This window comes from Actinoplanes sp. TBRC 11911, from assembly GCF_012933445.1.
Classification (GTDB): Bacteria; Actinomycetota; Actinomycetes; order Mycobacteriales; family Micromonosporaceae; genus Actinoplanes.
This window is the reverse complement of record NZ_JABBNC010000034.1, coordinates 23,293-49,929: the sequence shown is the minus strand read 5'-3', so window position 1 is coordinate 49,929 and position 26,637 is coordinate 23,293. Positions and strand designations below refer to the sequence as shown.

Here is a 26,637-nt window from a genome sequence, read left to right as displayed (position 1 = left end):
AATGGCGCTGACCGCCGCAACGCGGCCGACGCCCCTCGCAGCATTACGTGGCGCTGACAGCGGCCTAGTAGCCGTTTCCTATGGTGCGCCAGCCGAGCGGCCACACGACGTGACCGTCGACCGGCCGAGGTGCCCGACAAGTTTCGCCGAGCAAAGGCAGCGGACGGAAGCTGCTCGGCTCCGCCACTTGCCTCGTGACCCTCCACAGCAGAGCCCGCCGCGACCGACCCGCCTGAACCATAGCGCGATATACGCTCGTCAGCAATTTTGTTTGGCATGATCGATTGATTTTCTGGTAAGGCGATCATGCGCGGGGTGTGCGAGAATTCTCTGGTGCGGCAGTTACAGTTCTTCACTTCGGCAGAGTTGGCGCAGATGCGTGATCGGACGCGGTCACGAAACTATTCTCCCGAGCGTGACGAAGTCCGCCGCGAACACGAGCGTCATCGCGCGTGGGGTTTGCAGCAGAGACACGCCGCGAAATTGCGCAGACTACGAAACTCCGCCACGCGCGAGCAGAATTCCAAGCCACCCGACAGTCCACAACCGCACCCATCGCCTCCGATGCCGCGCCCGCCCCGGCCGGAACCCGCCCGTGCCGACCGACGCTCCGGCCCGCCCGTTGAACCGCGTCGGTCCGACCAGTCTGCGGCCGCCCCGGCGGGTGGTGCGCCCGAGCCGGGCGACGGATCAGCGCCAGCCGGGCATCATGCAGGTGGTGCGCGACCCGGCCGCGGCGCGTCAGCGGGTGCCGCCCGGCCGGCGAGTGACGCGCGGATGACGGATGGCCCATGGACAGCGGACGACACTCCGCTGACGGATGACCCGCAGGCAGCCGGCGACACTCGTCAGGCCGGTCACGCGCGCCCGACGAACGACCCACGCTCAACGAGCGACACGCAGCCGTCAGATGACCCGCAGGCAGCGGACGACACCCAGCGGGCGAAAGCCGCACGCCCGACGAACGACCCACGCTCAACGAGCGACACTCAGCCGTCAGATGACCCGCAGGCAGCCGGCGACACCCAGCGAGCGAAAGCCGCGCGCCCGACGAACGACGCACCCACCGCGAGCGACACCAGGCTCGCGGCTGATGCCCGGCCAGCGGGTCCTACCCGGCGCGCGGTCGCAGGCCCGGCGCGGGAATGCCCGATCGATGATGGGCAGCGAGCGCCACCGGGGATCGCCGATGCGCGCCGCCGCCCCGACGGTCGCGATCGGCCACCACACTTGACTCGGCCCACGGGGACACCCGTCATCGAGTCTTCGCAGAGATCGGCGCCGAACATCTCCTGGAAGCCGCACGGGCTACACACCAGCAAGCGCCGGGCGTCACGGATTGCCGAGGGCCCCGAGGGCCCCTGGCTGAGCTTGGTGGGTGCCTGCGTCGGCACCCCACGCCTGGCGAATCGCTGGCGTTTCGGTTCGGTCCGCCGGGCGGTGCCGAATCGGCGACATCGCGGGCGCCCGGGGGCAGGCGCACCACCTGCGGGCCGGGCCAGGCGTAGCGGAGCCCTCGGCGTGCCGCATGACGCGCCCGGTGGCGGCGGGCGCGCCACCGGGCGGGTCGGTTTAGTGGCAGCCGTGCCGCCAGTGCGGGGTGACCATGAAGTCGGTGACGAACGCGGTGACCTGACATGCCGACGTATCGGGCAAGCCGGGGCCCGACCGAATGTCGGCGCTTCGGGTGGCCGGGCCGAGCTCTGACCGATTGCGACATTCGGCAGGCCTGCGACAAGCGAGCCGTTTGGGATGTCCGGGCGGGCGCGAAAGAGTTTGCGTCGGGCCGTGGGGCGGGCCAAGCTCTGCGCCATGGAACCGCCTGAGGTGATCAATGGTGATGGGCTGGTGCTGAGGCGCTGGGAGCCGGTGTGGGCCGCGGAGGCCGCTGCGGCCGTGCGGGAGTCGCTGCCGGAGCTGATGCAGTACATGCCGTGGGCCAGTGAGGCCTACGACGAGGAGGCGTCGCGCGCCTTCCTGGAGACGTCGTCCAAGAACTGGGCCGAGGGCACCGAGTTCAACTACGGGATCTTCGACGATGACGGGCAGCTTGTCGGGTCGGTTGGGCTGATGACTCGGATGGGGCCCGGGATCATGGAGGTCGGCTACTGGATGCGCAGCGCGTACGCCGGGCGGGGGTACATGACCGCCGCGGTTCGGGAGATCACCCGGGTGGCGCTCACCCTGCCGGAGATCGAGCGGGTGGCGATCCGGTTTGACGCGTCGAACGCGGGGTCGGCGGCGGTCGCGCGCAAGAACGGCTTTGCCGAGGTGCGCCGGATCGAGCGGGAACCGCAGGCCCCCGGAGAGACCGGGACCGACATCGTTACCGAGCTCCGGAAACCGGCAACGTGACCCGCGCGACCCGAATCGCCGACGTGCGCGGGCTCGGTGAAACAAGCCGGGAAAACGGGTATGCATTAGATCATGACCGTTGTAGCGCTGCCGGCGAACCAGCCTGAGACCTTCTACCGCGGAGCGGGGCGGATCGCCGCGTTTCGTGGCGGTGACGGATTAGCGGACCGGCCGGAGGACTGGGTCGGGTCGGTGACGCCGCGGTTCGGGCTGGGGCCGTCGGGGCTGACCACGCTGCCGGACGGGCGGGTGCTGGCCGACGCGATCGACGCGGATCGGGCGTACTGGCTGGGGCCCGGCCGTGCCGAGACCGGGGTGCTGGTCAAGCTGCTTGACGCCGGGGAGCGGTTGCCGGTGCATGTGCATCCGGACAGGGGGTTCGCGGCCAGCCATCTCGCTTCGGCGTACGGGAAGACTGAAGCGTGGATGATCGTCGAAGCGCGGCCCGGCGCGTATGTGCATCTCGGCTTCGCGCGCGACGTCAGCGCGGGCGAGCTGGCCGGGTGGGTCGACTCGCAGGACGTCGGCGCGCTGCTGTCGGCGACGAACCGCATTCCGGTCACGGCCGGTGACGCGATCCTGTGCCCGGCGGGGGTGCCGCACGCGATCGGTGACGGGATTCTGCTGGTCGAGGTGCAGGAGCCTACCGACTTTTCGGTGATGCTCGAATACGAACGGTTCGGGCTCGAAGGCGGCGATCTGGGGCTCGGTTACGACGTCGCGTTGCAGTGCGTGGACCGCAGCGCCTGGGACGCCGCGCGGCTCGACGGCCTGCGCGGCACGGACGGCCTGCTCCCGGCGGCCGCGGACGAGTTCTTCACGGCGGAGCCGCTGCACGGCGGCGCCACCGTGAGCGGCTTCAGCGTACTGATCGTGACCGAAGGCGAGGGCACGCTGCGTGGCAACAGTGACGACGTGACGGTGCGCAAGGGCAACACCCTGCTCATCCCGTACGCCTCGGGCCCGCTCCGCCTCGACGGCGACGTCGAAGCGATCCGGCTGGCGGGCCGCTGAACGATCCGTCCCGGGGAGCCGCTGCGGGTCGCCGGATCCGGCGTCGTCCTCGGCTGATCCGCGGGTCAGCTCGCGAGCGTGGGGCGGCCCAGCGTGATCAGGGGCCACCCGCTGCGGCCCGCACCCGACGCGCTATGTGGGCTATGTGGACACTGCGGTCACATCGTTGATTTTTGTGAACCTTGGAGAGTTGCGCCCGCATACTTCCGAACCATAACTCTCCAAGGTTCACATTCGGCCGGAAAAACCCGCCGGGCGAAAGCCTCGTTACGTGACAAAAGCACTCTCTACAATGGACGTTACTCCCACATCGCGGGCAGTGAGTCCATGATGCGGGCGCGGGCCGTCGGCCCCCCACCGTCGAAGCGTGCGAAAGCCTCTCAGCAGGCGGACGCCCGTCTCACGGAATGGAAGCGCCGCGCGGCCGCGCGGCGAGCCGGCCCGTCCAGCGGCCCAGCCGATCCAACAAATATCAGGAAATATCGGATATGCGGGACGGCGATGGCGGGGCTGACGGACTGACGGCGATCAGATCACTGACTCGCCTACGGCCACTGAAGTCAGCTCGGACTGCAGGCGACGGCGGGCCACGTCCGGTTGCCGTTGTGCTGACTCGGCCACGGCCACTGACTCGGCTCAGGACTTACCCGTCTAGGCGTTCAACGCGTCCGCCACATGCTCAGCAATAGCGAGGCTCGACGTCGCCGCCGGGGACGGCGCATTCCGCACGGCCGTCACCGCGCCCAACTGATGGATACGGAAGTCGTCCACCAGCGCCCCGTTCCGGTCCAGCGCCTGCGCCCGCACCCCCGAACCGGCCCGCACCACATCCCCCGGGCCGATCTCCGGCACATAACGGCGCGCCGCCCGCATATAAGCGCGCTTGGACACCGACCCATACATCTCCCGTACGCCGGTACGCCAGTGCCTCGCGGCCATCCGCCACATTCCCGGGTACGACGCGATGCCGGCCAGCTCGCGCAGGTTCACATTGCCCCGGCGGTAACCTTCGCGGGCGGTGGCGAGCACGGCGTTGGGTCCGACCTCGACGGTGCCGTCCACGCGGCGGGTGAAGTGGACCCCCAGGAACGGGTAGCGCGGGTCGGGCACCGGATAGATCAACCCGCGCACCATGTCCGACTTATCGGGATTTATTAACATGTACTCGCCGCGGAACGGGATGATCCGCGGCGTGGCGACGTCGCCCGCGAGGCCCGCGACCAGGTCGCTCTGGATGCCGGCGCAGACCACCAGGCGATCCACCGAAAGGGACTGCGAACCGGAACCGATGTCCAGCCGCCCACCCGCCGACGGCGTCACCCGATCCACCGGGAAACGCAACAGCACCTCGCCCCCGGCCTCGGTCACATCGCGAGCGAAGGACTCGGCGACGCGTACATAGTCGGTGATCGCGGTTTTCGGTGACCACAATGCGGACAGGCCGGTGGCGTACGGCTCGATGTCCTTGATCTCGCCGGGGCCGACGCGGCGCAGGCCGGGCACCGTGTTCTCGCCGGCGCGGCTCGCCAGGGCCTCCAGCCGGCCCAGCTCGTCACGGCGGACGGCGACGACGAGCTTGCCGCATTCCTCGTACGGGATCTCGCGCTCCTGACAATACTCCCGCAACAGCGCCCGGCCGCGGGTGCACAGCTCGGCCTTGAGGCTGCCCGGCCGGTAGTAGATGCCCGCGTGCACGACCCCGGAGTTGTGGCCGGTCTGGTGCGCGGCGACCCGTGCCTCCTTGTCCACGACGACGACGCGCGCGCCGGGCATCCGCCTCGTCAACTCCCGCGCGATGGCCAGCCCGACAATTCCGGCCCCCACGACGCCGACCACCTGATCCGCCATGGTCAATACCTTAACGTGGCCTCCGTGACCGCCTCGTGCACCTTGCGTAACAGGTCGTCGGCGGTGAACGGCTTTTCCAGGAACGGGGTGTCCCGATCCAGCACCCGGGTGCTGCCGAGCAGGCCGTTGCTGTAGCCGGACATGTAGACCACGGGCAGGCCGGGCCGGCGTTCGTGGATCAGCTCGGCGAGTCGCGGGCCGGACATCTCCGGCATGATCACGTCGGTGAGGAGAAGGTCGCAGTCCTTGCCGTCGAGCAGGGCGAGGGCCTCCGGGCCGTGCGCGGCGGCGAGCACGTGCCAGCCACCGGTGGTCAGGATGCGGGTGACCACCCGGGCCAGCGCGGTCTCGTCCTCGACGACCAGGACGGTGCGGCCCTCCCCGGACGGCGGCGAGGGAAGCGGAGCGACGGCGGGTGCCGCCTCGCGGAGCGCGCCGGCCAGCGGCAACACGATGCGGAACGTGGTGCCGACGCCCGGTTCGGAGAACACGTCGATGCCGCCGCCGGCCTCGGTGACGATGCCGTAGACGGTGGCCAGCCCCAGACCGGTGCCCTTGCCCTGCGGCTTGGTCGTGTAGAACGGCTCGAAGATGTGCTCGGCCACCTCCGGCGCCATGCCCTCGCCGGTGTCGCTGACCCGCAGCCGGGCGTAGCGGCCGGGCGGGACCGCCGGTTCCACGCTGACCTCGGCGCCGGCCAGGTCGACCAGGTCGGCCTCGATGACCAGGGTGCCGCCGGCCGGCATCGCGTCGCGCGCGTTGATCGCGAGGTTGAGCAGCACCTGGTGGATCTGGCCCGGGTCGGCCAGCACCACGGCGGGCTGGGCGGCCGGGTTCGCGAACAGGGTGATGTCCTCGCCGATCGTGCGCTCCAGCATCGCGCGTACCTCGGCGATCGATGCGTTCAGGTCGATCTCGCGCGGCTGGATCGTGTCGCCGCGGGTGAAGGTGAGCAGCTGCCGGGTCAGGTTCATGGCGCGATCGGCGGCCGTACGCACGTGCGCGAGGTCATCGCGTACGGAGGGATCGCGGGTCTCCTCCGCCGCGAACTCCGTGTAGTTGACGATGATCGCGAGGATGTTGTTGAAGTCGTGCGCGACACCGCCGGCGAGCTTGCCGAGGCTTTCCATGCGCTGCGCCTGGTGCGTGCGTTCCTCGAGCGCCCGTTGCCGTTCGGCGGCCTCCTTGGCGGCGCTGATGTCGCGGGCCACCACCGACACGCCGGTGACCCGGCCGGTGCTGTCCTTGATGCCGGCGACGTTGAGCGCGACCTCCAGCGGCGAGCCGTCCTTGTGCACGCGTTGCGTCTCGTAGAACACGCCGCGTTCGCCGCTCTGGATGCGTTCCAGGATCGCGCGCTGCTCGTCCGCACCCGAGTCGTCGGTGAACATCGACACCGGCCGGCCGATCGCCTCGTCGGCGCGGTAGCCGAACAGGTGCTCGGCGCCGCCGTTCCACGCGGTGACGACGCCGTCGAGGGTGACACCGATGATGGCCGTCTCGGTGTGCTCGGCCACCGCGGAGAGCGTGTCACGGGCGGCGCGTTCGCGGGCGTCGGCCTCGTCCAGCCGGTGCTTCTCCCCCGGCGACACGTAGATCGACCCCTTGCCCAGCAGCACGCCGTAGTGCCGGCGCAGCGACCAGTAGTAGACACCGATGCCCGCGGTGGTCAGATCCCACGAGGCCAGCACCCAGGACCAGCCGATGCCGGTGACGTGACCGCCGGGGTGCGCCGAGGTGAGGGTGCGCCAGGCCAGGATCGCGTGCAGGCCGTGGCCCACGGCGCAGCTGAAGAAGATGAGGCCGGTGGTCAGCGCGAGATGGTTGGTACGCAGCTGACCGGCCCGGGTGACGGGCACGATGATCGCCACCATGATCCCGGCGTAACTGATCATGATCACCAGGTTGCCGAGCAGGTAGAGCTGATCCGGCACGTTCGTCCATTCGGACGGCACCCGCAAATGCTGAGGGTGTCGCGCCCGGCCACGCTGGGTAAGACTTGTCGGACCGAGGGGCGGAGGTCTGGATGCGCGGACTCGTGACGCGACACCTGCGGCGGTCCCAGCGGACGCCGATCAACGACTACATCCTGGCCGCGGCGCTGTGCCTGCTGTTGTGCGCGATCCTCGGCATGGTCGCCCTGCGGCCCGCCCCGACGTGGGTGGCCACCATGGTAATGGCGTTGCTCGATCTCCTGCTGCTGGCGTGCGTGGCCCAGGCCTGGCGGGGATCGCCGCGCCGATAGGCCCTACTCGTCGCGCAGCTCGCCGATCGCCCGTACGTCGAATCGCGTCATGGCAGGCTTTCCAGGAAGTCGATCAGCCCGGTGAAGTAGACCCGCTGATCGTCGTACATCGCGAGGTGGCTGCCGTCCGGGCAGAACAGGTAGCGGCCCTGCGGCAGGCGGCCGGCCATCATCTCCATGTACGCCGGGTCCATCGAGTCGTGCCGCGCGCCGATCACCAGCGTGGGCACGTCGATCTCGCCGAGCCGCTCGGTGCGTTCCCAACCGGCCAGTTTCGCGTCCTTCGCGAGTCCGAGCTCGCTGGGGCCCTGCATCGGCACGTAGATCGCCGGATTGATGTGCGCGAATCCGCGGACCACCGGCTCCGGCCATTGATCCGCGGGCATCCGCAGAATGTGGTGCACGTAATGCTGCTCCATCAGCAGTTCCATGTAACGCGGATCGCCGGTGTCGCCCTTCTCCTCGAACGCCACGATCTCGGCGAGCGCACCCTGATCCATGCGCGGCATCAACACCTCAAGGGCATATTTCCCGTACGCAGCGGCGCTGGACACCATGTTCGAGATGACCAGCCCGCGCAGGTGCCGCTGGTAGGTCAACGCGTATTCGAGGGCGAGCAGCCCGCCCCACGACTGGCCGTAGAGCACGAAGTCGTCGCGGCCCAGCCCGAGCGCCACCCGGACCTGCTCCACCTCGTCGACGAACCGGTCCAGCTCCCACAGCGACGGCTCGTCCGGCTGGTCGCTGAACCCGGAACCGAGCTGGTCGTAGTAGTAATACTCGATGCCGGCGGCGGGCAGGAAACTGTCGCACGCCTCCAGGTACTCGTGGGTCGCGCCCGGGCCGCCGTGCAGCAGCAGCACCCGCAGCCGGGGGTTGTTGCCGATCCGCTTGACCCACACGCCGTACGTGCCGGTGGGGGTGGTGATCGGGATTTTGCGGGCGCCGCCGCTGAGGGCGTCGTCGCGCCCGGAGTAGTCCAGATAGTCGCTGATCGATAACATTGCCTTTCCCCCTCTCCCCCGGATGAGCCTAGGCGGGTCGATGGCTGAACGGCATCTCGAATGGGCTGGTTGCCGCAACGTGCGCGATCTCGGCGGGCTGCCGCTGACGGGCGGCGGGGCGACCCGGTGGCGGTCGGTCGTGCGGGCCGACAGTCTCGATCGGCTCACGCCCGCGGGATGGAATTCCCTTTCCGCGTACGGCGTACGGACGGTTGTCGATCTGCGCGAGGACGACGAAAGGTCCCCGGATATCGCCCGGCCCGCCGGGATCACCGTGGTGCACGCGCCGGTGGACGACAACGCGGATACGGCGTTCTGGTATCGGGTCACCGACGACGACATCGACGGGACGCCGCTCTATTACCGGCCTTTCCTGGAACGCAAGGCGGATCGCTGTGCCGCGGCGGTGCGGGCGGTGGCGCGGGCCGGGGCGGGCGCGGTTGTCATTCATTGCGGGATCGGCCGCGACCGCACCGGGCTGATCGCGTTGCTGCTGCTCGCGCTGGCCGGGGTGACGCCGGCGGCCATCATCGAGGACTACGCGCTCAGCGGGGAAAGGCTGCGCCGCCATTTCGAGCGCGACGACGATCCGGTCGCCGAACGGCTGGCGGCGCGCGGCACGACGATCGCGGCGGCGCTGCACGCGTTGCTGTCGGAGGTGGACGTAGCGGCCTGCCTGCGCGACGCGGGCTTGACCCCGGCGGACGTCGGCGCGGTCCGCGACCGGATGATTGTTGACAATTTTGGTCACGGTCCACGTTAAGCTTCGCGGATGGCGACAGAGCGCGACCGGGGGCACGTCCGCGACGATCTGCGGGAGGCGATCCTTCGCGGTGACTACCTGCCCGGCGAACGGCTGGTCGAGGCCCAGCTGATCGAGGAGTTCTCGGCCAGCCGGTTCACGGTGCGCGCGGTCCTGCAGGACCTGGCCGCCGAGGGCCTGGTGCGGATGGAACGCAATCGGGGCGCGCACGTGCGCAAGGTGTCGCTCGACGAGGCGGTCGAGATCACCGAGGTGCGCATGGTGGTGGAAGGGCTGATCGCCGCGCGGGCCGCCGAGCGGGTCACGCCGTCGCAGGCCGACGACCTCTCCGAGATCGCGGCTCGCATGCGGGAGGCGGTCGAGGCCGGCGAGCACCGGCAGTACAGCGATCTGAACCAGCGGCTGCACTCGACGATCCGCGAGATCTCCGGCCACCAGACCGCCGACCGGATCGTGCAGACGCTGCGCGGCCAGCTGGTCCGCCACCAGTTCACGCTGTCGCTGCTGCCGGGCCGGCCGCAGGTGTCGCTGCCGCAGCACGAGCGGGTGGTCGCGGCGATCCGCAGCCGCGACCCGAAGGCGGCCGAGGACGCCATGCGCGAACACATCGCGAGCGTGATCGACGCGTTGCGCTCGATCGAGTCGCTGGGCGGGCCGGCATGACGGTTATCGCTGTGCTCGGGCTCGGGGAGGCGGGTGGGCGCATCGCGGGTGAGCTCGCCGCGGCCGGGGCGGTGGTTGCCGGGTTCGATCCGCGGCTGGGTGCGCCGGACGGGGTGCGGGCGGCGGCGAGCGATGCCGACGCCTGCCGGGACGCGGGGCTCGTGCTCAGCGTCAACAGCGCGCACGACGCGCTCGACGCGCTCCGGCAGTCGCTTTCCGCGCTGCGGGCGGGAACCATCTGGGCCGATCTCAACACCGCCTCCCCCGCGCTCAAGACGGCGTTGCGGGACGCCGCGGGCGGGCGGGCCGACGTGGTCGACGTGGCGCTGATGGCGCCGGTGCCGGGGCGCGGGCTGCGGACCCCGATGACGATGAGCGGGCCGGCGGCGGGGCGCGCGGCCGCACTCCTCAGGGCGTACGGGGCCGAGATCGAGGTTTTGGACGGGTCCGTGGGTGAGGCGGCCACCCGGAAGCTGCTGCGCAGCGTGTTCTACAAAGGACTCGCGGCCGCCGTCATCGAGGCCCTCGAAGCGGCGCGCGCGGCGGGGCTGGAGGACTGGCTCGCCGGCAATATCCGGGCCGAGCTGACCCGCAGCGACGCCGGTACCCTCGATCGCCTCGTCGACGGGTCGCACGCGCACGCCGTGCGGCGGACCGAGGAGATGGCCGCGGCCGCGGACCTGCTCACCGAGCTGGGCGTCGCGCCGCGGGTCGCCGGGGCCAGCCGCGACTGGCTTGCTGATCTTGCTTTGCGCGCGGACCACCGCACCGCCTAACGTGTCGGCGACATGAAGATCAGCTCATGACCGGGCGCCGGTTCGCCGCGCTGCGCAACCCGGACTGCCGCCCCTATCTCGTCGGTACCGGCCTGGCAATGATGGCCGACAATATCGAGCACGTGATCACGTACTGGCAGCTGTGGGAGAAGTTCCATTCGCCGGCGCTGGCCGGATTCCAGGTCATCAGCCATTGGGTGCCGTTCCTGTTGCTGTCGGTGTGGTTCGGGTCCCTGGCCGACCGGTTCGACTGCCGCCGGGTCATTCAGGTCGCGCAACTGTTGTTCATGGCGGTGTCGGCGGCCTGGGGCGTGCTTTTCCTGACCGGTACGTTGCGGGTGTGGGAGGCGTGCGTGCTGCTCGTTCTGCACGGCGTCGCCGGGTCGTTGTGGGGTCCGGCCGAGCAGTTGATGCTGCACGATTTCGTGGGCGACGACGATCTGCCCAGCGCGGTGCGGCTCAATGCGACCTTCCGGAGTCTCGGGGTGCTGTTCGGGCCGGTCGTCGGGTCGGCGTTGCTGCTCGGGCTCGGTCCCACCTGGGGCATCTTCGCGAACGTCGCGTTCTACCTGCCGCTGACCGTTTTCCTGTTCCGGACGCGGTTCACCGGGCATGTACGGTCCGGAGGCGTACCGAGAGAACGGGTGGGAATTGTCGGGTCGCTCGCCGTTCTGCGCAAGGTGCGCACCGATCACACGCTGGTCAGCCTGATCGTGCTGGGCGGGCTGGGCTCGTTCTTCGTGGGGGCGTCACTGCAGTCCGCGATGCCGATCTTCGCGCAGGATCTCGGGGCCTCCAGCGCCGGGGCGGCGTACGGGATATTGCTGTTTGCGAATGGCGCCGGGGGCGTGCTGGGCGGCATTGCGCTGGAGGCGACCGGGCGTCTGCCGGCCACCGTCGGGACGGCGATCGCGAGCACATTTGTGTACGGCGTGAGCACCGCCCTGTTCGCCTGGAGCCCGAATTACCCGCTCGCGCTGCTGCTTCTGGTGATTGGCGGGGTGGCGAGCCTGGCGTCGATGTCGATCGGGCAGACGCTGGTGCAGTTGCTCGCGCCGCCCGCGGATCGGGGCCGGGTGATCGGCGTGTACAGCATGTCGTCGATGGGGTTGCGGTTCGGCAGCGGCATCACGGTCGGGTTGTTCGGCGGCCTGGTCGGGGTGCACTGGTCGCTCGGGCTGAGCGCGACGGCGCTGTGCGCGGGCACGCTGGCGGCGGCCCGGTTCGGACGGCAGCGCGTACCGGCGGTCTAATGTATCGTCCGTGATCGAATTCATACCGGTGCCCGCGCCCCGTCCGACCGTCACGTACGCCAACTGCACGGTGTCCGCGCCCGCCGGCTTCCGGCCCCTGCACCTGGATCTGCACCTGCCGCCGGGCGACGGCCCGTTCCCGGTGGTGCTGTGGATCCACGGCGGCGGGTGGCTGGAGGGCAGCCGCACGTGGATGCCGGACACGGTCGAGCCGTCCGGGTTCCATTCGCGGCTCCTCGCGCGCGGCTATGCCGTCGCGGACGTCGACTACCGGCTGTCCGGCGAGGCTCTCTACCCGGCCCAGCTTCTCGACGTGCAGTCCGCGATCCGGTGGCTGCGGCACCACGCGACCGAGCTGCGGCTCGACGCCGGGCGGTTCGCGACGCTGGGTGAGTCGGCCGGCGGTCACCTCGCCGCGATGGCCGGGGTGGCCGGCGACGGGGAGACGGCGATCCAGGCGGTGGTGAACTGGTACGGCGCGACCGACCTGCTGGACGTAGGCGACGACGAGAACCCGGTGACCGCGCCGGCGCTACTGCTGGGCGGCCCGATCGCCGAGCGGCGCGACTTCGCGGCGTGGGCCAGCCCGCTGCACCGCGTGCACCCGGGGACACCGCCGTTCCTGAACGTGCACGGCACCGCCGACGACGTGGTCCCGTTCGAGCAGAGCGTGCGCCTGGCCGAGGCGTTACGGGCCCAGGGCGTACGGTGCGATCTGCTGCCGGTCGCCGGGGCCGGTCACTGCTTCACCGGCCACGACGACATCGGCGCCCTGATCGAGGCCGGCGCCGACTTCCTCGACGACGTACTCAAGAGCGTCTAGCCCGGTCAGAGTGCGGAGGCGGCGGACGTGACCGATGAGCAGCTTCACTACTACCGGCTGCGGGCCGGGGAGTACGACGCGACGGCGTTTGGGGATGTCGCCGCGGCCTCGGAGCGTATCGCGCGGATAGTCGGGGCGATGCGGCCTGCCGGACGCGTACTGGAAATCGCCTGTGGCACCGGGATGTGGACGTCCGCGCTGGCAGCGGCCGCCGACTCGGTGACGGCGATCGATGCCGCCCCGGAAGCGCTGGCCATCGCCCGCGACCGGGTGCGCGCGGAGAACGTGCGCTTCGAGGTGGCGGACGTGTTCACCTACCGGCCCGGCGTCCGCTTCGACACGATCTTCTTCTCGGCGTGGCTGTCGCACGTGCCGGCGGCCCGGTTCGGCGAGTTCTGGGCGGCGCTGGGCGGCCTGCTGGCCGGCGGCGGCCGGGTGCTGTTCGTGGACGAGCCGGTCTCGGAGCGGGCGAAGGAGACGTACATTTCGGACGAGGTGGTCGAGCGGCACCTGCGGGACGGGCGGGCGTTCCGCGTGGTCAAGAATTTCATCGACCCCGGCGACCTGGTGGTACGCCTTCGCAGGCTGGGCTGGGAGTGCACGATGACGCGCGACGACGACGCGTGGACGTGGGTGTGCGGATCGGCCCGTCAGGTGAAGTAGCGGTAGATCGGGCGCGCCACGCAGGCCGGCTTCGCGCTGCCGTCCACCTCGATGGTGAAGTCGAAGACGCCCTGGGCGGCGCCCTCCGGTAACTCCTCGATCGACACGAGCCGGGCGACCAGCCGGATCTTCGAGCCGACCCGGACCGGGCTGGGGAAACGCACCTTCTCCAGGCCGTAGTTGACGCCCATCTTGACGCCGTCGACCTTGAGGATCTCGCCGAACAACGGGATCACCAGCGACAGCGTGAGATAGCCGTGGGCGATCGGGCCGCCGAACGGGCCCTGCGCCGCGCGTGCCGGGTCCACATGGATCCACTGGTGGTCGCCGGTCGAGTCGGCGAACTGGTCAACGCGCTCCTGCGTGATTTCCAGCCAGGAGCTCGCGCCGAGTTCCTCGCCGACGAGGGCGCTCAGTTCGTCGATGCCCTTTACCGTGACCATCCGCTGCCCCTTCGCCGGTTCGACCCCGAAGTTAGGCATCGGTCGATGTGCGCGTCAAGCACATCAGGTGTGGCGGCGGCGGTGGCGGCGCATCCAGACGTACGCGATGACGGCCACCACGGCCGCGGCGACGGCCACCACCAGGTATTGTTTGATCGCGCCGGTGATCGCGTCGAGGTGGTCGCCCGCGAAGTACCCGGCCGCGGACCAGACGGACACCCACAGCGCGGCGCCGATCGCGTTGCACGTCACGAACACCAGGAACCGCATCCCGGTCATGCCCGACACGATCCCGTTGAACTGGCGTAAGCCCTCGACGAAGCGGGCGACGACCACGATCTTCGGCCCCTGGCGGGACATGAACTGCTCGACCTTGTCGAGCCGGGCCGGGGTCAGCCGGACATACCGCCCGAACCGGTGCACGAGCGGGCGTCCGCCGCGCCGGCCGATCAGCCAGCCGATGCTGTCACCGAGGACGGCGGCCACAAACGCGGCGGCGGCGACCCCGAACACGTTGAGGTGCCCACTGCCGGCGGCCGCCGCGCCCGCGACGATGGCGGTCTCCCCCGGCGCCGGGATGCCGAAGCTCTCCACGAAGACCAGGCCGGAAACGCCGACGTACCCGAACCGATCAACCACGGAGAGCAGCGTGTCCAGCACGCTCTACACCGTAGGCCAAGCCCGGCGGCACCGACCATGACTAGCGGCCGGATCACATTCACCCCGTCCGCGCCCGGGCCCGCACCGTTGATCATGTAAAGCGGACGCGATCGATCTCACGCGGGTGGCGTGGTGGGCGGATAGACCGTATAAGTCATGCTTTGGGCCCATGGGGGCGCGGCGGGGTGAGACGGCATTGGCTGCGCGCGCCGCGGTGATACGGCATTCGCTGCGCGCGGCTTGGCAGGCGGGCGTCGCGATGAGGGGACTTCTCACCATCCGGACGAGAACGCCCGCATCATGGACGACCGCCCAAAGAGGACGGTCGTTTTATCCACATCGCGGCTTTTGTGGCCACTATTTTCGGACCGATTTCGAGACCTTGGAGAGTTACGCCCACATACGAACCCGAACTCTCCAAGGTCTCGAAAATCCGATCGCTCGACACCTCCTCGCGGCGTCGCGGAAGGGGGGCCACCCTCCGGACGACGGGTGCGAGACCGCAGCATCCGAGCCAGGCGATAAAAGCGAAAAATCGGAAATGTCTCGATGCAATCTCGGGCCCGGTCGCGGTTGCAACTGCAACTGATGGAGGCACACAGGGCGAACGTGGCGCAGCGATTCCTGCCCGCCGCCCGGCCAGTCAGCGGAGTCGGAAATATCCGTCTGAAGCAGACACGCGAAGCGAACGCGACGCCCTAGCTCACGCCCGCCGCCCGCACGACCGACAAGTCGGAAATATCTCGTGACAGCAGACACATGAAGCGAATGCGACGCGCTGGCTCGCTCATAGCCGGCGCCGAGACCGCTGACGCAGTCGGAAATATCCACCTGAAGCAGACACGCGAGCGCGACGCTTGCTCACGGCCGCCGCCCGGACGGTCAGCAGAGTTGGAAATTTCCAGCTGAAGGAGACACCAGGAGGCGGGTGAGACGGCAGTGGCTCCTAATTAGCCGGTGCCTGGACGGTCAGCAGAGTTGGAAATTTCCAGCTGAAGGAGACACCAGGAGGCGGGTGAGACGGCAGTGGCTCCTAGCCGGTGCCCGGGCGATCGGCGCAGTCGGAAATATCCCGCTGAAGGAGACGCACTGGAGCGGACACGGCGCACCGGTTGATCGTCGCCGCCTCAGCGGTTGGCGGCGGCGGCTCGGCGACGTCAGCAGCCGGCCGACAGCAAGCCCCGGAGCCACCGTTTCGTGGGCGCGGCCACCGCGCGTCCGGCGGGCACGGCCACCGCGCGGCCGGCGGGCACGGCCACCGCGCGTCCGGCGGGCACGGCCACCGCGCGGCCGCCGGGCGCAGCCACCGCGCGCCCGGCGGGCGCGCGCCGGACCCCGTGGCCGGCCTCGATTCCGTAGGCTGCGGGCATGGCCGACCCGATTGGTGAGATCGCCCTCGCCGCCGCCGCGCTCGACCGCGTCCACGCCGCCGCCGGGCCCTACCTGGCGTCCCTCGCGGACCGGCCGGTGCTGGACCCCGCCGCCGCCAAACTGCTGCCCGAGCTGGGCGGGTCGCTCCCGGACGACGGCGCAGGCGGCGCTGAGACGGTCGAGCGGCTGCTGCGCGTCGGCACCGCGGCGGCGACCACCTCGTCGGGGCCGCGCTTCTTTCACTTCGTCACCGGCGGGGTGACCCCGGCGGCGCTGGCCGCGGACTGGACGGCGAGCCTGCTCGACCAGAACGCGTTCGCCCGGGTGTCGTCGTCGTTCGCGCACGAGACCGAGACCGTGGTGCTGGACTGGCTGCGCGACCTGTTCGGCCTGCCCCGGGGCTGGGGCGGCGCGCTGGTGGCGAGTGCGACGTTCGCCAACTTCACCTCGCTGGGCTGCGCCACCCACTGGTGGGGTGCGCGGCACGGGCGGGACACAGTCGGTCAAGGGCTGACCGGGATGCCGCGGATGCCGGTGCTGTCCGGCGGATACGTGCACGCCAGCGCCCGTAAGGCACTGCAGATGCTGGGCCACGGCCGGGACTCGGTGGAGGTGTACGGGGACGGCCGGGCCGACGTCGGGGCGATGCGGCGGCGGCTGGCCGAGCTGAACGCCCCGGCGGTGATCATCGGGAACGCGGGTGAGGTCAACGCGGGCGACTTCGACCCGATCGGCGAGCTGGCCGACCTGGCCGAGGAGTTCGGGGCCTGGCTGCACGTGGACGGCGCGTTCGGGCTGTTCGCCGCGTTGTCGCCGCGCACCCGGCACCTGACCGACGGCATCGACCGGGCCGACTCCATCGCGGCCGACGGGCACAAATGGCTCAACGTCCCGTACGAGAGCGGGTTCGCCCTGGTGAAGGACACCGCGCGGCTCGGTGCGGCATTCGGCATGCCGGGTGCCGCCTATCTGCCCGGCCCCGGTGACCCGTCCGGTGGATACGCGCTGTACGGGCCGGAGTCGTCGCGGCGCGCCCGCGCGTTGCCCATCTGGGCGACGCTCTCGGCGTACGGACGCAATGGTTATCGGCAGATGGTGGAACGCCACCTGGATTTGGCGCAGCACCTGGCCCGCCGGGTGGACGAGGCGCCGGAACTGGAACGCCTGGCCGACGTCCCGCTGTGCATCGTCTGTTTCCGGGCGCGGCCCGCGGGCGTGCCGGAGGAGGCTCTGGACGAGCTCAACCGGCGGATCGGCGCCGCGTTGATCGAGGACGGCCGGGTGTACGCCGGGACCACCGTGTACGACGGGCGGGTGGCGCTGCGGCCGGCGATCGTCAACTGGCGCACCACCGAATCCGACATCGACGTCTTCGTTGAGGTGGTCCGCGAGCTCACGCGCCGGGCCGTCTGAGAGGATCGCCGTCGATGGACGGCCTCGGATCCCTGTTGGACACCGGTGACAAGCTCGCGTCCATCGTGGGCGCCGTGGCGGGTGTCGCGGCGCTGTGGATCGCCGTCCGGGCCGGTAAGCGCCGGCGCCGCCGCCGGGATCCGCGCCTGGCCGCACTGCTGGCGGCGCAGATCGACGACGCGGGACGCCATCGTTACCGGTTCTTCGGCGAGCACGTGCCCCGGCTGAGCGAGCTGTACGTGCGGTCGCGGGCGACGCTCGGCGGCGACAAACCGCGCACGGTCGCGGCGGCGCGGATCCTCGACGCGCATCGCCACGCGGTGCTGCTGGGTGACGCCGGGGCGGGCAAGTCCACGTTTCTGGCGACCTTCGCCGGTGATCTCGCCCGGCGTAGACAGGGCGACATCGCGGTGATCGTTCCGGCCGCCGACCTGGTGGGCCGATCGCTGGGCGACGCGCTGGCCCGTGCCGTCCATCGTGATCTGGCGGTCGAGCTGCCGGCCGCGGTCTTCGAGCGGCCGCCGGCCCGCGGCCACTGCTGGCGGGTGCTGGTCGACGGGCTCGACGAGGTGGCCGGCACGAAGAGCCGGTCCGAGGTGCTGTGGCGGATCAAGGGGCTGCTCACCGGCACCGGCCCGTACCGGTTCGTGCTGACCGGGCGGCCGCTGGCCGGGCCCGAGCTCGCCGAGCTGCACGGACCGGCGGTCGGCGTCTACGACCTGCGCCCCTTCGACCGGCGGGAGCTGGACGAGTTCGCGCATCGCTGGTTCGCCGCGCGCTTCCCGGACGACCGGCGCCGCGCGGACCGCACGGCCGGGCGTTTCCTGGCCCGGGTGGCGGGTGCCCGGCTGGGCCCGGTGGCCCGGGTTCCGCTGCTGGCGACCATCGCCGCGCTGGTCTACGAGGCGTCCGGCGATCGGGCGTTGCCGTCCAGCCGGGCCGCGTTGTACGACCGGTTCGTCGATCATCTGCTGGACGGGCGCGGCGCGCCGGACCCGTTCCGGCCGCACCTGGCGGGCCTGTTGCGGGCCTGCGGCGAGGCCTGGCTGACCGATCCCTCCGTACGCCTGATCACCGTCGCCGCCGGCTGGCTCGCCGAGCACGCGCCGCACGACCTCGGCCCGGATCGCGATCGGGTGGTGCGTGACCTGCTGCTCGCCACCGGGGTGTGCACGCTGCGCCGGGACCGGGTGGTGTTCGCGCATCAGAGCTTCGCCGAGTACTTCGCGGCGTCGTTCGTGGACGAGGCGTCCTGGATCACGCTGGCGGCCGGCCCCGCCACGCGCAGTCTCGCCGCGTTCGCGGTCGCGCGGCGGCCCGACTCGGACGCGCTGATCGAGGCGCTGCTGCGCGACGAGCCCATTGCTGCGGGCGACCTGCTCGCCGACGGGATCGCGGTGGCGCCGCGGACCCGCGACCGGGTCGTCGAGCTGCTGCTGAACCGGGTCGCCGGGGAGTCCGAGCAGGCCCCGGAGGCGCTGCGCATCCTGGGTGAGCTGAGCATCGACGCGGACGTGCTGGCGCGCATGTCGAAGCTGGCCGGTGACGCGACGCTGCCGTCGTGGACGCGTGCGCTGGTGGCGGACCGGGTCGCCGACATCGACCCGGCGAACGGGCACGAGCTGCTCCGGACGGTGGCCGCGCAGGCGGACGAGGTGGTGCGGGCGTGGATCGCCGACACCCTCGAGGAACGCGGCGCCGGGGCGGACCCGGATCTGCGGCTGCCGTTGTCGGCGGACGCGGTGCCGGTCGCGGACGGGCCTCTCGGGGTGCTGGCCCGGGAGGCGCTCACCCGGCGGGTGGCGGATGCGCGGGCCAGCGAGGCCGAGCGGGTGGCCGCGGCGTTCCGCCTGGCCGAGGGCGGTGACCCTGCCGCGCTGCGGGCGATGGCCGAGGCCCCGGGAATCGACGCGTTTCATCGCGTGCGGCTGGCGTCGGCGCTGGCCGACGCCGGAGATCCGGAGCTGCTGCGCAACCTCGGCGCCGGATGGCCGTACACCACGCGGTGGCCGCCGAGCACGTACGCGGCCGCGCTCGCCCTGTACGAGCGCGGGGATCCGGCCGCCGGCGAGGCGTTGCGCGACGTCGCCCGGGCGCGCCCGAACCTGCCGATGGCGTACGGGGCAGCGGCCCGCTGCGCCGACCTCGGGAACCGGGCGCCGCTGACCTCGCTGGCCCACCAGCCGGGCGAGATCCTCATACGGCTCGCCGCCGCGCGACGGCTCGCCGCCCTCGGCGCGGTGCGGCCTCTCACCGGGCTGCTCGACGATCCGCAGCCGCCCGCGGTCGAGGCCACCATCCTCGCCGGGCTGCTCGAGGTGGGCCACGCCGAGTCGGTGCCACGGCTGCGGCGGCTGCTCGACAAACATCGCTTCTCCCCCTTCCAGAAGCTGCATCTGCGCTATCTGCTGGCCGCCAACGGCGACGCGCGGTCGGCGGAGGTGCTGCACCGACGGACGCGGGGACGCACCGGATCGCGCCTGGCCATCGAAGCGGCGATCGCCCTGACCGCGCTCGGCGATCCGCGCGGCCCGCAACGGCTGCGCCGCACCGCCGGGAGCCGGAGCACGCGGCGGCGCCCGCGGATGCGGGCCGCGACCGGGCTCGCCCAGCTCGACCCGGCCGCGGGCCGGCAGGTCCTCGACCAACTCGCCGCGCCCGGCTCCCGGCGGGCGCTGCGGCTGCGGGCGGCCACCGTCGCGCTGGGCATCCTGGACGACGCCGGACCGCTGATCCGGCTGGCCTTCGACGACACCGCGCCCGCACGGCACCGGGCCGCGGCGGTCGAGCTGGTGACCGATCCGCGGCTGGCCGCACTGGCCACCACCGACGGTGTCCCGGCGCTGGTGCGGGCTGCGGCCTGCCGCCTGCTGCCGGACGCCGAGGCGCGGGCCGTGCTCACCGCGATCGCGGCCGGCGACGCCGACGTCACCGCGCGGGTCGCCGCGATGAACCGGCTCGACGTCCTCAGCCGCCGGGCCGCGAGCACGCTGTTCGGCCGGTTGCTGCGGGACCGCCGGATCCCCCGGCTGCGCCGGTGGTGGCTGGCCTACACCGAGGGCGACCTGCTCTCCGACGCGGACGCGGCGATCCTCAACGAGAGCCCGCTGCCCGTCGTCGCGCTGGTGCTGCGGCGGCCGGAAAAGGTGCTCGGGCGAGTTCTCACATGAGTCGCTCCTCACGTGAGATCAACGGCGCAGGCATCACCCCTTGGGCGCTCCAAAGGCGGATGAAACGGTATACGCATGACCGCGTTCCGCTGGGGAGAACCCGCTCACGCCATCACGTTGCCGCCGGAGATCCGGGCCGTCCTGGGCCTGGCCGCCGACAATCCGCCACCGCCCGCGCCCGTCACGCTTCCGGCGCCGCGGGCACTTCCCTTCCCGGGCGCGGACGTCTCCGACGAGGCGCGACTGGGGCACGCGGCCGGAATGTCCACCGAGGACCTGCTGCTGGCCCGGTCCGGGCAGGTCCCGGGCGTGCCGGACGGCGTCCTGCGGCCGGCGACGCACGACGAGATACTCGAAATCCTGCGGATCGCCTCGGAATACCGGGTCGCTGTGGTCCCGTACGGGGGAGGCACCTCGGTGGTCGGCGGCCTGCACGCCGAGCGCAACGGATTCGCCGGGGTCATCGCCCTGGATCTGGCCCGGATGAACCGGCTCGTCGACATCGACCCGATCTCGCGGACCGCCACCTTCGAGGCCGGCATCCGCGCGCCGGAGGCGGAGACGATCCTGGCGTCGCACGGTTTCACGCTCGGCCATTTCCCGCAGTCGTTCCAGTACGCGACGCTGGGCGGGTTCGCGGCCACCCGATCCAGCGGCCAGGCCTCGTCGGCGTACGGGCGGTTCGACCAGATGGTGGTCGCGTTGCGGGCCGCCACCCCCACCGGCAGCCTCGACCTCGGCCGGGCGCCGCAGTCCGCCGCCGGCCCCGACCTGCGCCAGCTGCTGCTCGGCTCGGAGGGTGTCTTCGGCGTCATCACTCAGGTCACGGTCCGGGTGCGTCCGGCCTCGGTGCTGCGGTACGCCGGTTGGCGTTTCCCGAGTTTCGCCGACGGGCTACGTGCGATGCGGTCGCTGGCCCAGGACGGTCCGCTGCCCGCTGTCGCGCGGCTGTCCGACGAGGTGGAGTCGCAGGTGTCCGGGGTGGACGGCGCGCTGGCCATCTTCTCGTCGCCGGACCTGGACGCGCCGCCGCTGGACCCGCCCGGCGCCACCCCGCTGGGCGCGGCGGCCGGCGACGCGTGGCAGCGCGGCCGCTACGGCGCCGGTTACCTGCGGGACGCGCTGCTGGACGCGGGCGGCTGGGCGGACACGTTCGAGACCGCGACGTTCTGGCATCGGGTACCCGACGCGTACGCCGCCATCCGCGACGCGCTCCGCGAGGCCGCCCCGCGAGCGGTGGTGATGTGCCACGTCTCGCACGTGTACGAGAACGGCGCCTCGCTGTACTACACCCTAGCCACTAAGAGTGACGACGACCCGGTGGCGCAGTGGCGCTCGGTGAAGAAGGCCGCGGGCGACGCGGTCGCGGCCGCCGGTGGCACGATCACTCACCATCACGGGATCGGCCGCGACCACCGTCCGTGGTACGCCGGTGAGATCGGCCCGGTGGGCGCCGCGATGCTGCGGGGTGTGAAGCAGGCGGTCGACCCGGCCGGCATCCTGAACCCGGGCATCCTCCTGCCCTGAGTGGCCCTACCGGTCGTTCTCTTCGACGATGCGGCGGACCGCGGCGAGGAGGCGGAAGACCTCGAGGCGCCCGTCGAGGAAGCCGATCCGGTAGTCCGGGTCGCCGGAGCGGACGGTGTCGCGGCGCCCGAGGATGCCGTCGAGCCGGCCGGTGAAGTACGCCAGCAGGGTCTCGTCGTCCATCGGATCAGGCCGCGTCGCCGAGGGCCCTGCGGACGGCGGCGAGAAGGTTCTTCTGGAACAGCTCGAGCTGGCCGTCGGCCAGGCCGACACGGTAGTCGGCGCCCATGTCCGGGTCGGTGGCCATGACGTGGTCGCGCAGTCCGGCGAGCCCGTCGGCCCGGCCCACGTCGTAGGCGCGCAGCGCGTCGTCCATGGCTCCTCCTCGTCCGGTCGGCCGAGCCCATCGTGTCGCGTGCGCCCCGGCCGCGGCACCGGCCGATCCGGCTCAGCCAAGATCCACCCGGTGCGGGTCAAGGGACCGGGTGGATATTTCTGCGCAACTCGCGCGGCGCCTGGCCGTACCAACGGCGGACCGCACGTGTCAGGGCCGACTGCTCGGTCAGCCCGACCATGGCGGTGACCTGCGCGAACGGTACGTCCGTGGTGGTGATCAGGCGGTGCGCGGCCTCCCGGCGTACGGAGTCGAGGATTTTGTCGAACGTCGTGCCGGACGCGGCGAGCCGGCGCTGCAGCGTGCGCGGGTGGGTGCGCAGGTGGCGGGCGATCGCGGTGATGTCGGCCGGGGTCGAGCCCAGCGAGCGGGTGAGCAGCTGCCGCACCCGGACCTCCAGGGTCGGCGCGGTGGCGGGCAGGTGTGACTTCAGGTAGTCGAGGGCGACGTCGCGCAGCATCCGGCTGCCCCCGGTGATCGGGGCGTCGACGAGCGTGGCCGGCACCCGTAACAGGGCGTCGGCCTGGCCGAAGCGTACGTCCGCGCCGAAGAACTCGGTGTAGCGCGCGACCGGTGCGGCGGGCCGGTGCGGCAGGTGCACCGACCGCAGCCCGTAGCGGCCGCCGATCAGCACGATCGTGATCCGGTGCAGCAGGCCCAGGCCGTGATCGGCGGCCACCGGCGGCAGCGCGTCCCACTCGGTGCCGCGGTAGCGCAGGCCGATCACCCCGGGCCGGTGCGACGGGTCCGGCACCTGGTCGATCGTGAGGGCCGGGCTGTGCACGAAGAGGAACCGCCCGGCGCAGTCCAGCGCGTCACCGAGCGTCGCCGAATTCTCGATCGCGACGGCGAGCGGGCCGAGGATCGCGATGTCCTGCCGGGCGGCCAGCCGCAGCCCGAGATCGGGGCAGTTCAACGCCGCCGCCGCACCTTGGAGCAGGCGGGCCGCGTCGTTCGAGCTGATCACCTCGTTGTCCGAGTCGACGGCCGCGGCCGGCACGCCGTAGCGGGCCGGGAGAGCCTCCCGGTCGCCACCCAGCTCCTCGATGAGGTCGGGCAGTCCGCGCAGGCCCGCGGCACGCAGCATCGATCCCATGTCGCCTAAGGGTAAATGAGTGTCGCGCGAAGGCAAGTCCTGCCGGATCGATCGCCGTAAGACTGAGGACATGGCCGAACACTTCGACGTCGTGATCATCGGGGCCGGGCTGTCCGGGATCGGCGCGGCCTGGCGATTACAGGAGGCGTTCCCCGCCAAGACGTACGCGATCCTGGAGGCGCGCGACGCGATCGGCGGCACGTGGGACCTGTTCCGCTACCCCGGGGTGCGCTCCGATTCAGACATGTTCACGCTCAGCTACCCGTTCCGGCCGTGGCGCGAGGCCGAGTCGATCGCCCCCGGCGACAAAATCCGGCGCTACATCGAGGACACCGCGGCCGAGGCCGGCATCGACAAGCACATCCGGTTCGGCGCCAAGGTCGTCTCGGCCGCGTGGTCCGCCGGGACGTGGACGCTCACCGTCGCGGACGGCCGCGAGATCAACTGCGATTTCCTGTACGCCTGCACGGGGTACTTCGACTACGACAGCGGCTATCAACCCGACTTCCCGGGGCTCGCGGATTTCGCCGGACAGCTGGTGCATCCGCAGTTCTGGCCGGCCGATCTGGCGTACCAGGGCAAGAAAATCGTCGTCATCGGCAGCGGCGCGACGGCGGTGACGCTCGTTCCCGCGCTGGCCGGCGACGCGGCGCACGTGACGATGCTGCAGCGCTCCCCCACCTACATGACCGTGCTGCCCGGGCGCGACGCCATCGCGGACACGCTGCGCAAAGTCCTGCCGGAAAGCGCCGCCGGCCGGGTCGTGCGGGCGAAGAACATTCTGCTGACCCAGGGCTTCTATCAGCTCGCCCGGCGCCGGCCCGCCGGGGTCCGGAAAATGCTGCGTTCGATGGCCGTGCGCGCGTTACACGACGAGGCCTACGTGGACGAGCATTTCCGTCCCCGATACGACCCGTGGGATCAGCGATTATGCGTCCTGCCCGCGGGTGATCTGTACGCCGCCATCCGGTCCGGGAACGCGTCCGTGGTGACCGATCGGATCGCGTCGTTCGAACCCGAAGGAATCCGGCTGGAATCCGGGCGGCGCCTCGACGCCGACATCGTGGTGTCGGCGACCGGATTGTCGTTACGCCCGGCCGGCGGGATGCGCCTCGACGTGGACGGCGAGCCGGTTCCGCTCGGCCGCACCGCCGCCTATCGCGGGCTGATGCTCAGCGGGGTGCCCAATTTCGCGTACTGCATCGGATACGCCAACGCGTCGTGGACACTGCGTGCCGACCTGTCGCACCGGTACGTCGTCAAACTGCTCCGGCACATGGACCGGCGCGGTTACGCCACGGCCACGCCCTCCTATCACGGCCCCGAGGGTGAACCGCTCATCAATCTGTCGTCCGGATACGTGCAACGTGCCCTTCCGCTGTTCCCCCGGCAGGGCGACCGCCATCCGTGGGTCATGCGGCAGAACTATTTGCGCGACGTGGTGACGACGCCGCGCGCGGACGTCACCCGGGACATGCGTTTCGAGGTGAGCGCATGAGGCTGGAACGCTATCGGTTCGCCGGCCGGACCGCCGTGGTGACCGGCGCGGCGAGCGGGATCGGCGAACACCTCGGCTACCAGCTGGCCGCGCGCGGCAGCGGGCTCGTGCTGGTCGACGTCGACGACGTACGCCTGAAAGTCGTCGCCGACCGCATCCGCGCCACCCATCCGGAACTGAGCGTGGAATCCATCGTCGCCGATCTGGCATCCCGCGAGTCGGTCACCGACCTCGCGTCGCAGATCCGCACCGGCCACCCCGCGTTGGGGATGCTCGTCAACAACGCCGGAATCGCGCTCGGCGGACGCTTCGACCAGGTCACCGTCGACGAGTTCGAAACGGTGATGAACGTGAACTTCCGCGCGCCGATGCTGCTCACCCACGCCCTTCTCCCTTCCCTGTACGCCACCCCGGGCAGCCACCTGGTCAACGTCTCCAGCCTGTTCGGGTTGATCGCCCCGGCCGGCCAGAGCGCGTACAGCGCCAGCAAATTCGCGTTGCGCGGGCTCAGCCAGGTGCTCTACGCGGAACTGGGTGGGCACGGCGTCGGGGTGACAACAGTGCATCCGGGCGGGGTGCGGACCAGAATCGCGGACAACGCGCGCGTCGGCAGCGGCGTACCGAAGGAATTGGTCGAAGGGCACCGCAAGCTCGTCGCGAAACTGCTCACCTTTCCGCCGGAGAAGGCGGCCCGGCAGATCCTCGACGCGGCCGCCCGGCGCAAGGCACGGGTATTGATCGCGGTCAGCGCCAAAGTGCCCGATCTGCTCGCCCGCGCGCTGCCGGTGGGACACGCCGCGGTGATGCGGAAGGTGGTCCGGTGAAACACGTCGAGGTGGCCGGCGCGCGAATCCGTTACCACGAGAGCGGGGATCCGGCGGCGCCGCCGGTGGTGCAGTTGCACGGCATCGGCCGCAGCCTCGAGGACTGGCTGCCGCAGCACCCGCTGCTGGCGGCCGACCACCGGGTGATCAGCGTCGACATGCCCGGGTTCGGGCTGTCCCAGCGGCTGCCGGTGCCGGCGACGCTGGGCTCGCTGTCCGACGGGGTGTGGCAGACGCTGGACGCGCTCGGCGAGACCCGGCCGGTGCATCTGATGGGCAACTCGCTCGGTGGTGCCGTCGCCATGCAGATGCTGGTCGACGATCCGGGGCGGGTGTCCGCGCTGACTCTGGCCGGCAGCGCCGGGTTCGGCCGGGAGGTGACGTTCGCGCTGCGGGTGCTGTCGATTCCGCTGCTGGGCCGGCGGTTGCTGAGCCGGATCGATCCGCGCACGGCCCGGCGCGTCGAGCGGGCCCTGTTCGTGGACGGTTCGCTGGTGACCGAGGAACGGGTGCGGATGGCGGTGGAGATCGCGCGGCAGCCCGACTTCGCGCCGGTCTATGTGGAGATCGCCCGGGCGCTGGGCAGCTTCCGCGGGGTCGCGCCGCGCTGGCGTGCCGAGTTGCTGACGCGGGTGCGGCAGACGCCGAAACCGACCCTCGTGGTCTGGGGTGAGCACGATCTGGTCCTGCCCGCGGCGCATCTGGCGGCGGCCCGGGTCGCGTTGCCGCACGCCCGCACGTATCTGTTCCCGGAGACCGGCCACATGCCGCAGCTGGAGCGGCCGGCGGCCTTCGCCGACCTGGTACGAGAGGTCACCGTCCGGCGCTGACGCG

25 protein-coding genes are annotated in these 26,637 nt (G+C 71.2%); 16 read left to right on the top strand and 9 right to left on the bottom strand.

Translation table 11 applies throughout. The annotated features are described in order from the left end of the window. Positions 1–595: 595 nt before the first annotated feature. The 3 genes from HH310_RS33710 (at position 596) to HH310_RS33700 (ending at position 3,369) form a co-directional block, all read left to right on the top strand. Positions 596–781, top strand: a complete 186-nt coding sequence (locus HH310_RS33710; protein ID WP_169179770.1) for a hypothetical protein — start codon at positions 596–598, stop codon at positions 779–781. 1,031 nt (positions 782–1,812) lie between these two features. Further along, positions 1,813–2,355 (top strand): GNAT family N-acetyltransferase, encoded by a 543-nt coding sequence (locus tag HH310_RS33705; protein WP_169179769.1) that lies wholly within the window; start codon positions 1,813–1,815, stop codon positions 2,353–2,355. Positions 2,356–2,427: 72 nt separating this feature from the next. Then, positions 2,428–3,369, top strand: a complete 942-nt coding sequence (locus HH310_RS33700; protein WP_169179768.1) for a class I mannose-6-phosphate isomerase — start codon at positions 2,428–2,430, stop codon at positions 3,367–3,369. A 651-nt stretch (positions 3,370–4,020) separates the two neighbouring features. On the opposite strand, the gene lhgO is transcribed toward HH310_RS33700, so the two are convergent. Together lhgO and HH310_RS33690 are read right to left on the bottom strand one after the other, a co-directional pair. Further along, on the bottom strand, positions 4,021–5,217 hold the full coding sequence (lhgO, locus tag HH310_RS33695; protein WP_169179767.1) for an L-2-hydroxyglutarate oxidase: 1,197 nt from the start codon (positions 5,215–5,217) through the stop codon (positions 4,021–4,023). A 2-nt stretch (positions 5,218–5,219) separates the two neighbouring features. Further along, positions 5,220–7,172 (bottom strand): ATP-binding protein, encoded by a 1,953-nt coding sequence (locus HH310_RS33690; RefSeq protein ID WP_312034504.1) that lies wholly within the window; start codon positions 7,170–7,172, stop codon positions 5,220–5,222. 71 nt (positions 7,173–7,243) lie between these two features. On the opposite strand from HH310_RS33690, the gene HH310_RS33685 reads away from it, so the two are divergent. Next, the gene (locus HH310_RS33685; RefSeq protein WP_169179766.1) at positions 7,244–7,462 is read left to right on the top strand and encodes a hypothetical protein; all 219 of its coding nucleotides are present in this window, start codon (positions 7,244–7,246) and stop codon (positions 7,460–7,462) included. Between the two features lie 47 nt (positions 7,463–7,509). Here HH310_RS33685 and HH310_RS33680 read toward each other — a convergent pair whose 3' ends face one another. After that, positions 7,510–8,466, bottom strand: coding sequence for a proline iminopeptidase-family hydrolase (locus HH310_RS33680; protein WP_169179765.1), 957 nt, complete (start codon positions 8,464–8,466; stop codon positions 7,510–7,512). A 40-nt stretch (positions 8,467–8,506) separates the two neighbouring features. On the opposite strand from HH310_RS33680, the gene HH310_RS33675 reads away from it, so the two are divergent. From HH310_RS33675 to HH310_RS33650, 6 genes are read left to right on the top strand one after another with little or no spacing between them, the layout of a single operon-like run. After that, positions 8,507–9,229 carry a tyrosine-protein phosphatase gene (locus tag HH310_RS33675; protein ID WP_169179764.1) on the top strand — a complete coding sequence of 241 codons (723 nt, stop codon included), beginning with the start codon at positions 8,507–8,509 and terminating at the stop codon, positions 9,227–9,229. A gap of 9 nt (positions 9,230–9,238) precedes the next feature. Further along, complete coding sequence (locus HH310_RS33670; protein ID WP_169179763.1) at positions 9,239–9,892, top strand: GntR family transcriptional regulator; 654 nt, start codon at positions 9,239–9,241, stop codon at positions 9,890–9,892. Then, on the top strand, positions 9,889–10,668 hold the full coding sequence (locus HH310_RS33665) for an NAD(P)-dependent oxidoreductase (RefSeq protein ID WP_169179762.1): 780 nt from the start codon (positions 9,889–9,891) through the stop codon (positions 10,666–10,668). The genes HH310_RS33670 and HH310_RS33665 overlap by 4 nt, the downstream gene beginning before the upstream one ends. Before the next feature lie 26 nt (positions 10,669–10,694). After that, the gene (locus HH310_RS33660; RefSeq protein WP_169179761.1) at positions 10,695–11,921 is read left to right on the top strand and encodes an MFS transporter; all 1,227 of its coding nucleotides are present in this window, start codon (positions 10,695–10,697) and stop codon (positions 11,919–11,921) included. 10 nt (positions 11,922–11,931) lie between these two features. After that, positions 11,932–12,744, top strand: coding sequence for an alpha/beta hydrolase (locus HH310_RS33655; protein ID WP_169179760.1), 813 nt, complete (start codon positions 11,932–11,934; stop codon positions 12,742–12,744). Positions 12,745–12,771: 27 nt separating this feature from the next. Further along, a complete protein-coding gene (locus HH310_RS33650) occupies positions 12,772–13,407 on the top strand; it encodes a bifunctional 2-polyprenyl-6-hydroxyphenol methylase/3-demethylubiquinol 3-O-methyltransferase UbiG (protein WP_169179759.1) in 636 nt (211 codons plus the stop codon). On the opposite strand, the gene HH310_RS33645 is transcribed toward HH310_RS33650, so the two are convergent. The 3 genes from HH310_RS33645 to HH310_RS33635 form a co-directional block, all read right to left on the bottom strand. Next, complete coding sequence (locus tag HH310_RS33645; protein ID WP_169179758.1) at positions 13,395–13,850, bottom strand: MaoC family dehydratase; 456 nt, start codon at positions 13,848–13,850, stop codon at positions 13,395–13,397. The two genes, HH310_RS33650 and HH310_RS33645, sit on opposite strands and share 13 nt — an antisense overlap. A 63-nt stretch (positions 13,851–13,913) precedes the next feature. Then, a complete protein-coding gene (locus HH310_RS33640; RefSeq protein ID WP_312034501.1) occupies positions 13,914–14,510 on the bottom strand; it encodes a DedA family protein in 597 nt (198 codons plus the stop codon). A gap of 1,157 nt (positions 14,511–15,667) precedes the next feature. After that, positions 15,668–15,880, bottom strand: coding sequence for a hypothetical protein (locus HH310_RS33635; RefSeq protein ID WP_211192949.1), 213 nt, complete (start codon positions 15,878–15,880; stop codon positions 15,668–15,670). On the opposite strand from HH310_RS33635, the gene HH310_RS33630 reads away from it, so the two are divergent. The 3 genes from HH310_RS33630 (at position 15,879) to HH310_RS33620 (ending at position 21,991) form a co-directional block, all read left to right on the top strand. Beyond that, positions 15,879–17,294: a pyridoxal-dependent decarboxylase gene (locus HH310_RS33630; protein ID WP_169179757.1), complete on the top strand. Its 1,416-nt coding sequence runs from the start codon at positions 15,879–15,881 to the stop codon at positions 17,292–17,294. The genes HH310_RS33635 and HH310_RS33630 overlap by 2 nt on opposite strands. Positions 17,295–17,308: 14 nt before the next feature. Beyond that, positions 17,309–20,464, top strand: a complete 3,156-nt coding sequence (locus tag HH310_RS33625) for an NACHT domain-containing NTPase (protein WP_169179756.1) — start codon at positions 17,309–17,311, stop codon at positions 20,462–20,464. Positions 20,465–20,539: 75 nt separating this feature from the next. Then, positions 20,540–21,991, top strand: a complete 1,452-nt coding sequence (locus tag HH310_RS33620; protein ID WP_169179755.1) for an FAD-binding oxidoreductase — start codon at positions 20,540–20,542, stop codon at positions 21,989–21,991. Between the two features lie 6 nt (positions 21,992–21,997). On the opposite strand, the gene HH310_RS33615 is transcribed toward HH310_RS33620, so the two are convergent. From HH310_RS33615 to HH310_RS33605, 3 genes are all read right to left on the bottom strand, one after another. Continuing rightward, positions 21,998–22,174: a hypothetical protein gene (locus HH310_RS33615; protein WP_169179754.1), complete on the bottom strand. Its 177-nt coding sequence runs from the start codon at positions 22,172–22,174 to the stop codon at positions 21,998–22,000. Positions 22,175–22,178: 4 nt separating this feature from the next. Continuing rightward, positions 22,179–22,367 (bottom strand): hypothetical protein, encoded by a 189-nt coding sequence (locus HH310_RS33610; protein ID WP_169179753.1) that lies wholly within the window; start codon positions 22,365–22,367, stop codon positions 22,179–22,181. A 97-nt stretch (positions 22,368–22,464) separates the two neighbouring features. Continuing rightward, complete coding sequence (locus HH310_RS33605; RefSeq protein ID WP_169179752.1) at positions 22,465–23,481, bottom strand: AraC family transcriptional regulator; 1,017 nt, start codon at positions 23,479–23,481, stop codon at positions 22,465–22,467. A 70-nt stretch (positions 23,482–23,551) separates the two neighbouring features. On the opposite strand from HH310_RS33605, the gene HH310_RS33600 reads away from it, so the two are divergent. Genes HH310_RS33600 through HH310_RS33590 form a run of 3 tightly spaced genes read left to right on the top strand, consistent with a single transcriptional unit; the run spans position 23,552 to position 26,633 of the window. Continuing rightward, the gene (locus HH310_RS33600) at positions 23,552–24,979 is read left to right on the top strand and encodes an NAD(P)/FAD-dependent oxidoreductase (RefSeq protein WP_169179751.1); all 1,428 of its coding nucleotides are present in this window, start codon (positions 23,552–23,554) and stop codon (positions 24,977–24,979) included. Next, complete coding sequence (locus HH310_RS33595) at positions 24,976–25,803, top strand: SDR family oxidoreductase (RefSeq protein ID WP_248294682.1); 828 nt, start codon at positions 24,976–24,978, stop codon at positions 25,801–25,803. The genes HH310_RS33600 and HH310_RS33595 overlap by 4 nt, the downstream gene beginning before the upstream one ends. After that, on the top strand, positions 25,800–26,633 hold the full coding sequence (locus HH310_RS33590; RefSeq protein ID WP_169179750.1) for an alpha/beta fold hydrolase: 834 nt from the start codon (positions 25,800–25,802) through the stop codon (positions 26,631–26,633). Before HH310_RS33595 ends, HH310_RS33590 begins: the two co-directional genes overlap by 4 nt. Positions 26,634–26,637 lie beyond the last annotated feature (4 nt).

Bases quoted from the DNA above. Each gene is read 5' to 3' on its own strand.
- HH310_RS33610 (WP_169179753.1), bottom strand. From the start codon at position 22,367: ATGGACGACGCGCTGCGCGCCTACGACGTGGGCCGGGCCGACGGGCTC.
- HH310_RS33645 (WP_169179758.1), bottom strand. From the start codon at position 13,850: ATGGTCACGGTAAAGGGCATCGACGAACTGAGCGCCCTCGTCGGCGAG.
- HH310_RS33635 (WP_211192949.1), bottom strand. From the start codon at position 15,880: ATGCCCGCAGCCTACGGAATCGAGGCCGGCCACGGGGTCCGGCGCGCG.
- HH310_RS33700 (WP_169179768.1), top strand. From the start codon at position 2,428: ATGACCGTTGTAGCGCTGCCGGCGAACCAGCCTGAGACCTTCTACCGC.
- HH310_RS33660 (WP_169179761.1), top strand. From the start codon at position 10,695: ATGACCGGGCGCCGGTTCGCCGCGCTGCGCAACCCGGACTGCCGCCCC.
- HH310_RS33605 (WP_169179752.1), bottom strand. From the start codon at position 23,481: ATGGGATCGATGCTGCGTGCCGCGGGCCTGCGCGGACTGCCCGACCTC.
- HH310_RS33600 (WP_169179751.1), top strand. From the start codon at position 23,552: ATGGCCGAACACTTCGACGTCGTGATCATCGGGGCCGGGCTGTCCGGG.
- HH310_RS33670 (WP_169179763.1), top strand. From the start codon at position 9,239: ATGGCGACAGAGCGCGACCGGGGGCACGTCCGCGACGATCTGCGGGAG.
- HH310_RS33680 (WP_169179765.1), bottom strand. From the start codon at position 8,466: ATGTTATCGATCAGCGACTATCTGGACTACTCCGGGCGCGACGACGCC.
- HH310_RS33685 (WP_169179766.1), top strand. From the start codon at position 7,244: ATGCGCGGACTCGTGACGCGACACCTGCGGCGGTCCCAGCGGACGCCG.
- HH310_RS33705 (WP_169179769.1), top strand. From the start codon at position 1,813: ATGGAACCGCCTGAGGTGATCAATGGTGATGGGCTGGTGCTGAGGCGC.
- HH310_RS33620 (WP_169179755.1), top strand. From the start codon at position 20,540: ATGACCGCGTTCCGCTGGGGAGAACCCGCTCACGCCATCACGTTGCCG.
- HH310_RS33595 (WP_248294682.1), top strand. From the start codon at position 24,976: ATGAGGCTGGAACGCTATCGGTTCGCCGGCCGGACCGCCGTGGTGACC.
- HH310_RS33615 (WP_169179754.1), bottom strand. From the start codon at position 22,174: ATGGACGACGAGACCCTGCTGGCGTACTTCACCGGCCGGCTCGACGGC.
- HH310_RS33675 (WP_169179764.1), top strand. From the start codon at position 8,507: ATGGCTGAACGGCATCTCGAATGGGCTGGTTGCCGCAACGTGCGCGAT.
- HH310_RS33625 (WP_169179756.1), top strand. From the start codon at position 17,309: ATGGACGGCCTCGGATCCCTGTTGGACACCGGTGACAAGCTCGCGTCC.
- HH310_RS33665 (WP_169179762.1), top strand. From the start codon at position 9,889: ATGACGGTTATCGCTGTGCTCGGGCTCGGGGAGGCGGGTGGGCGCATC.
- lhgO (WP_169179767.1), bottom strand. From the start codon at position 5,217: ATGGCGGATCAGGTGGTCGGCGTCGTGGGGGCCGGAATTGTCGGGCTG.
- HH310_RS33630 (WP_169179757.1), top strand. From the start codon at position 15,879: ATGGCCGACCCGATTGGTGAGATCGCCCTCGCCGCCGCCGCGCTCGAC.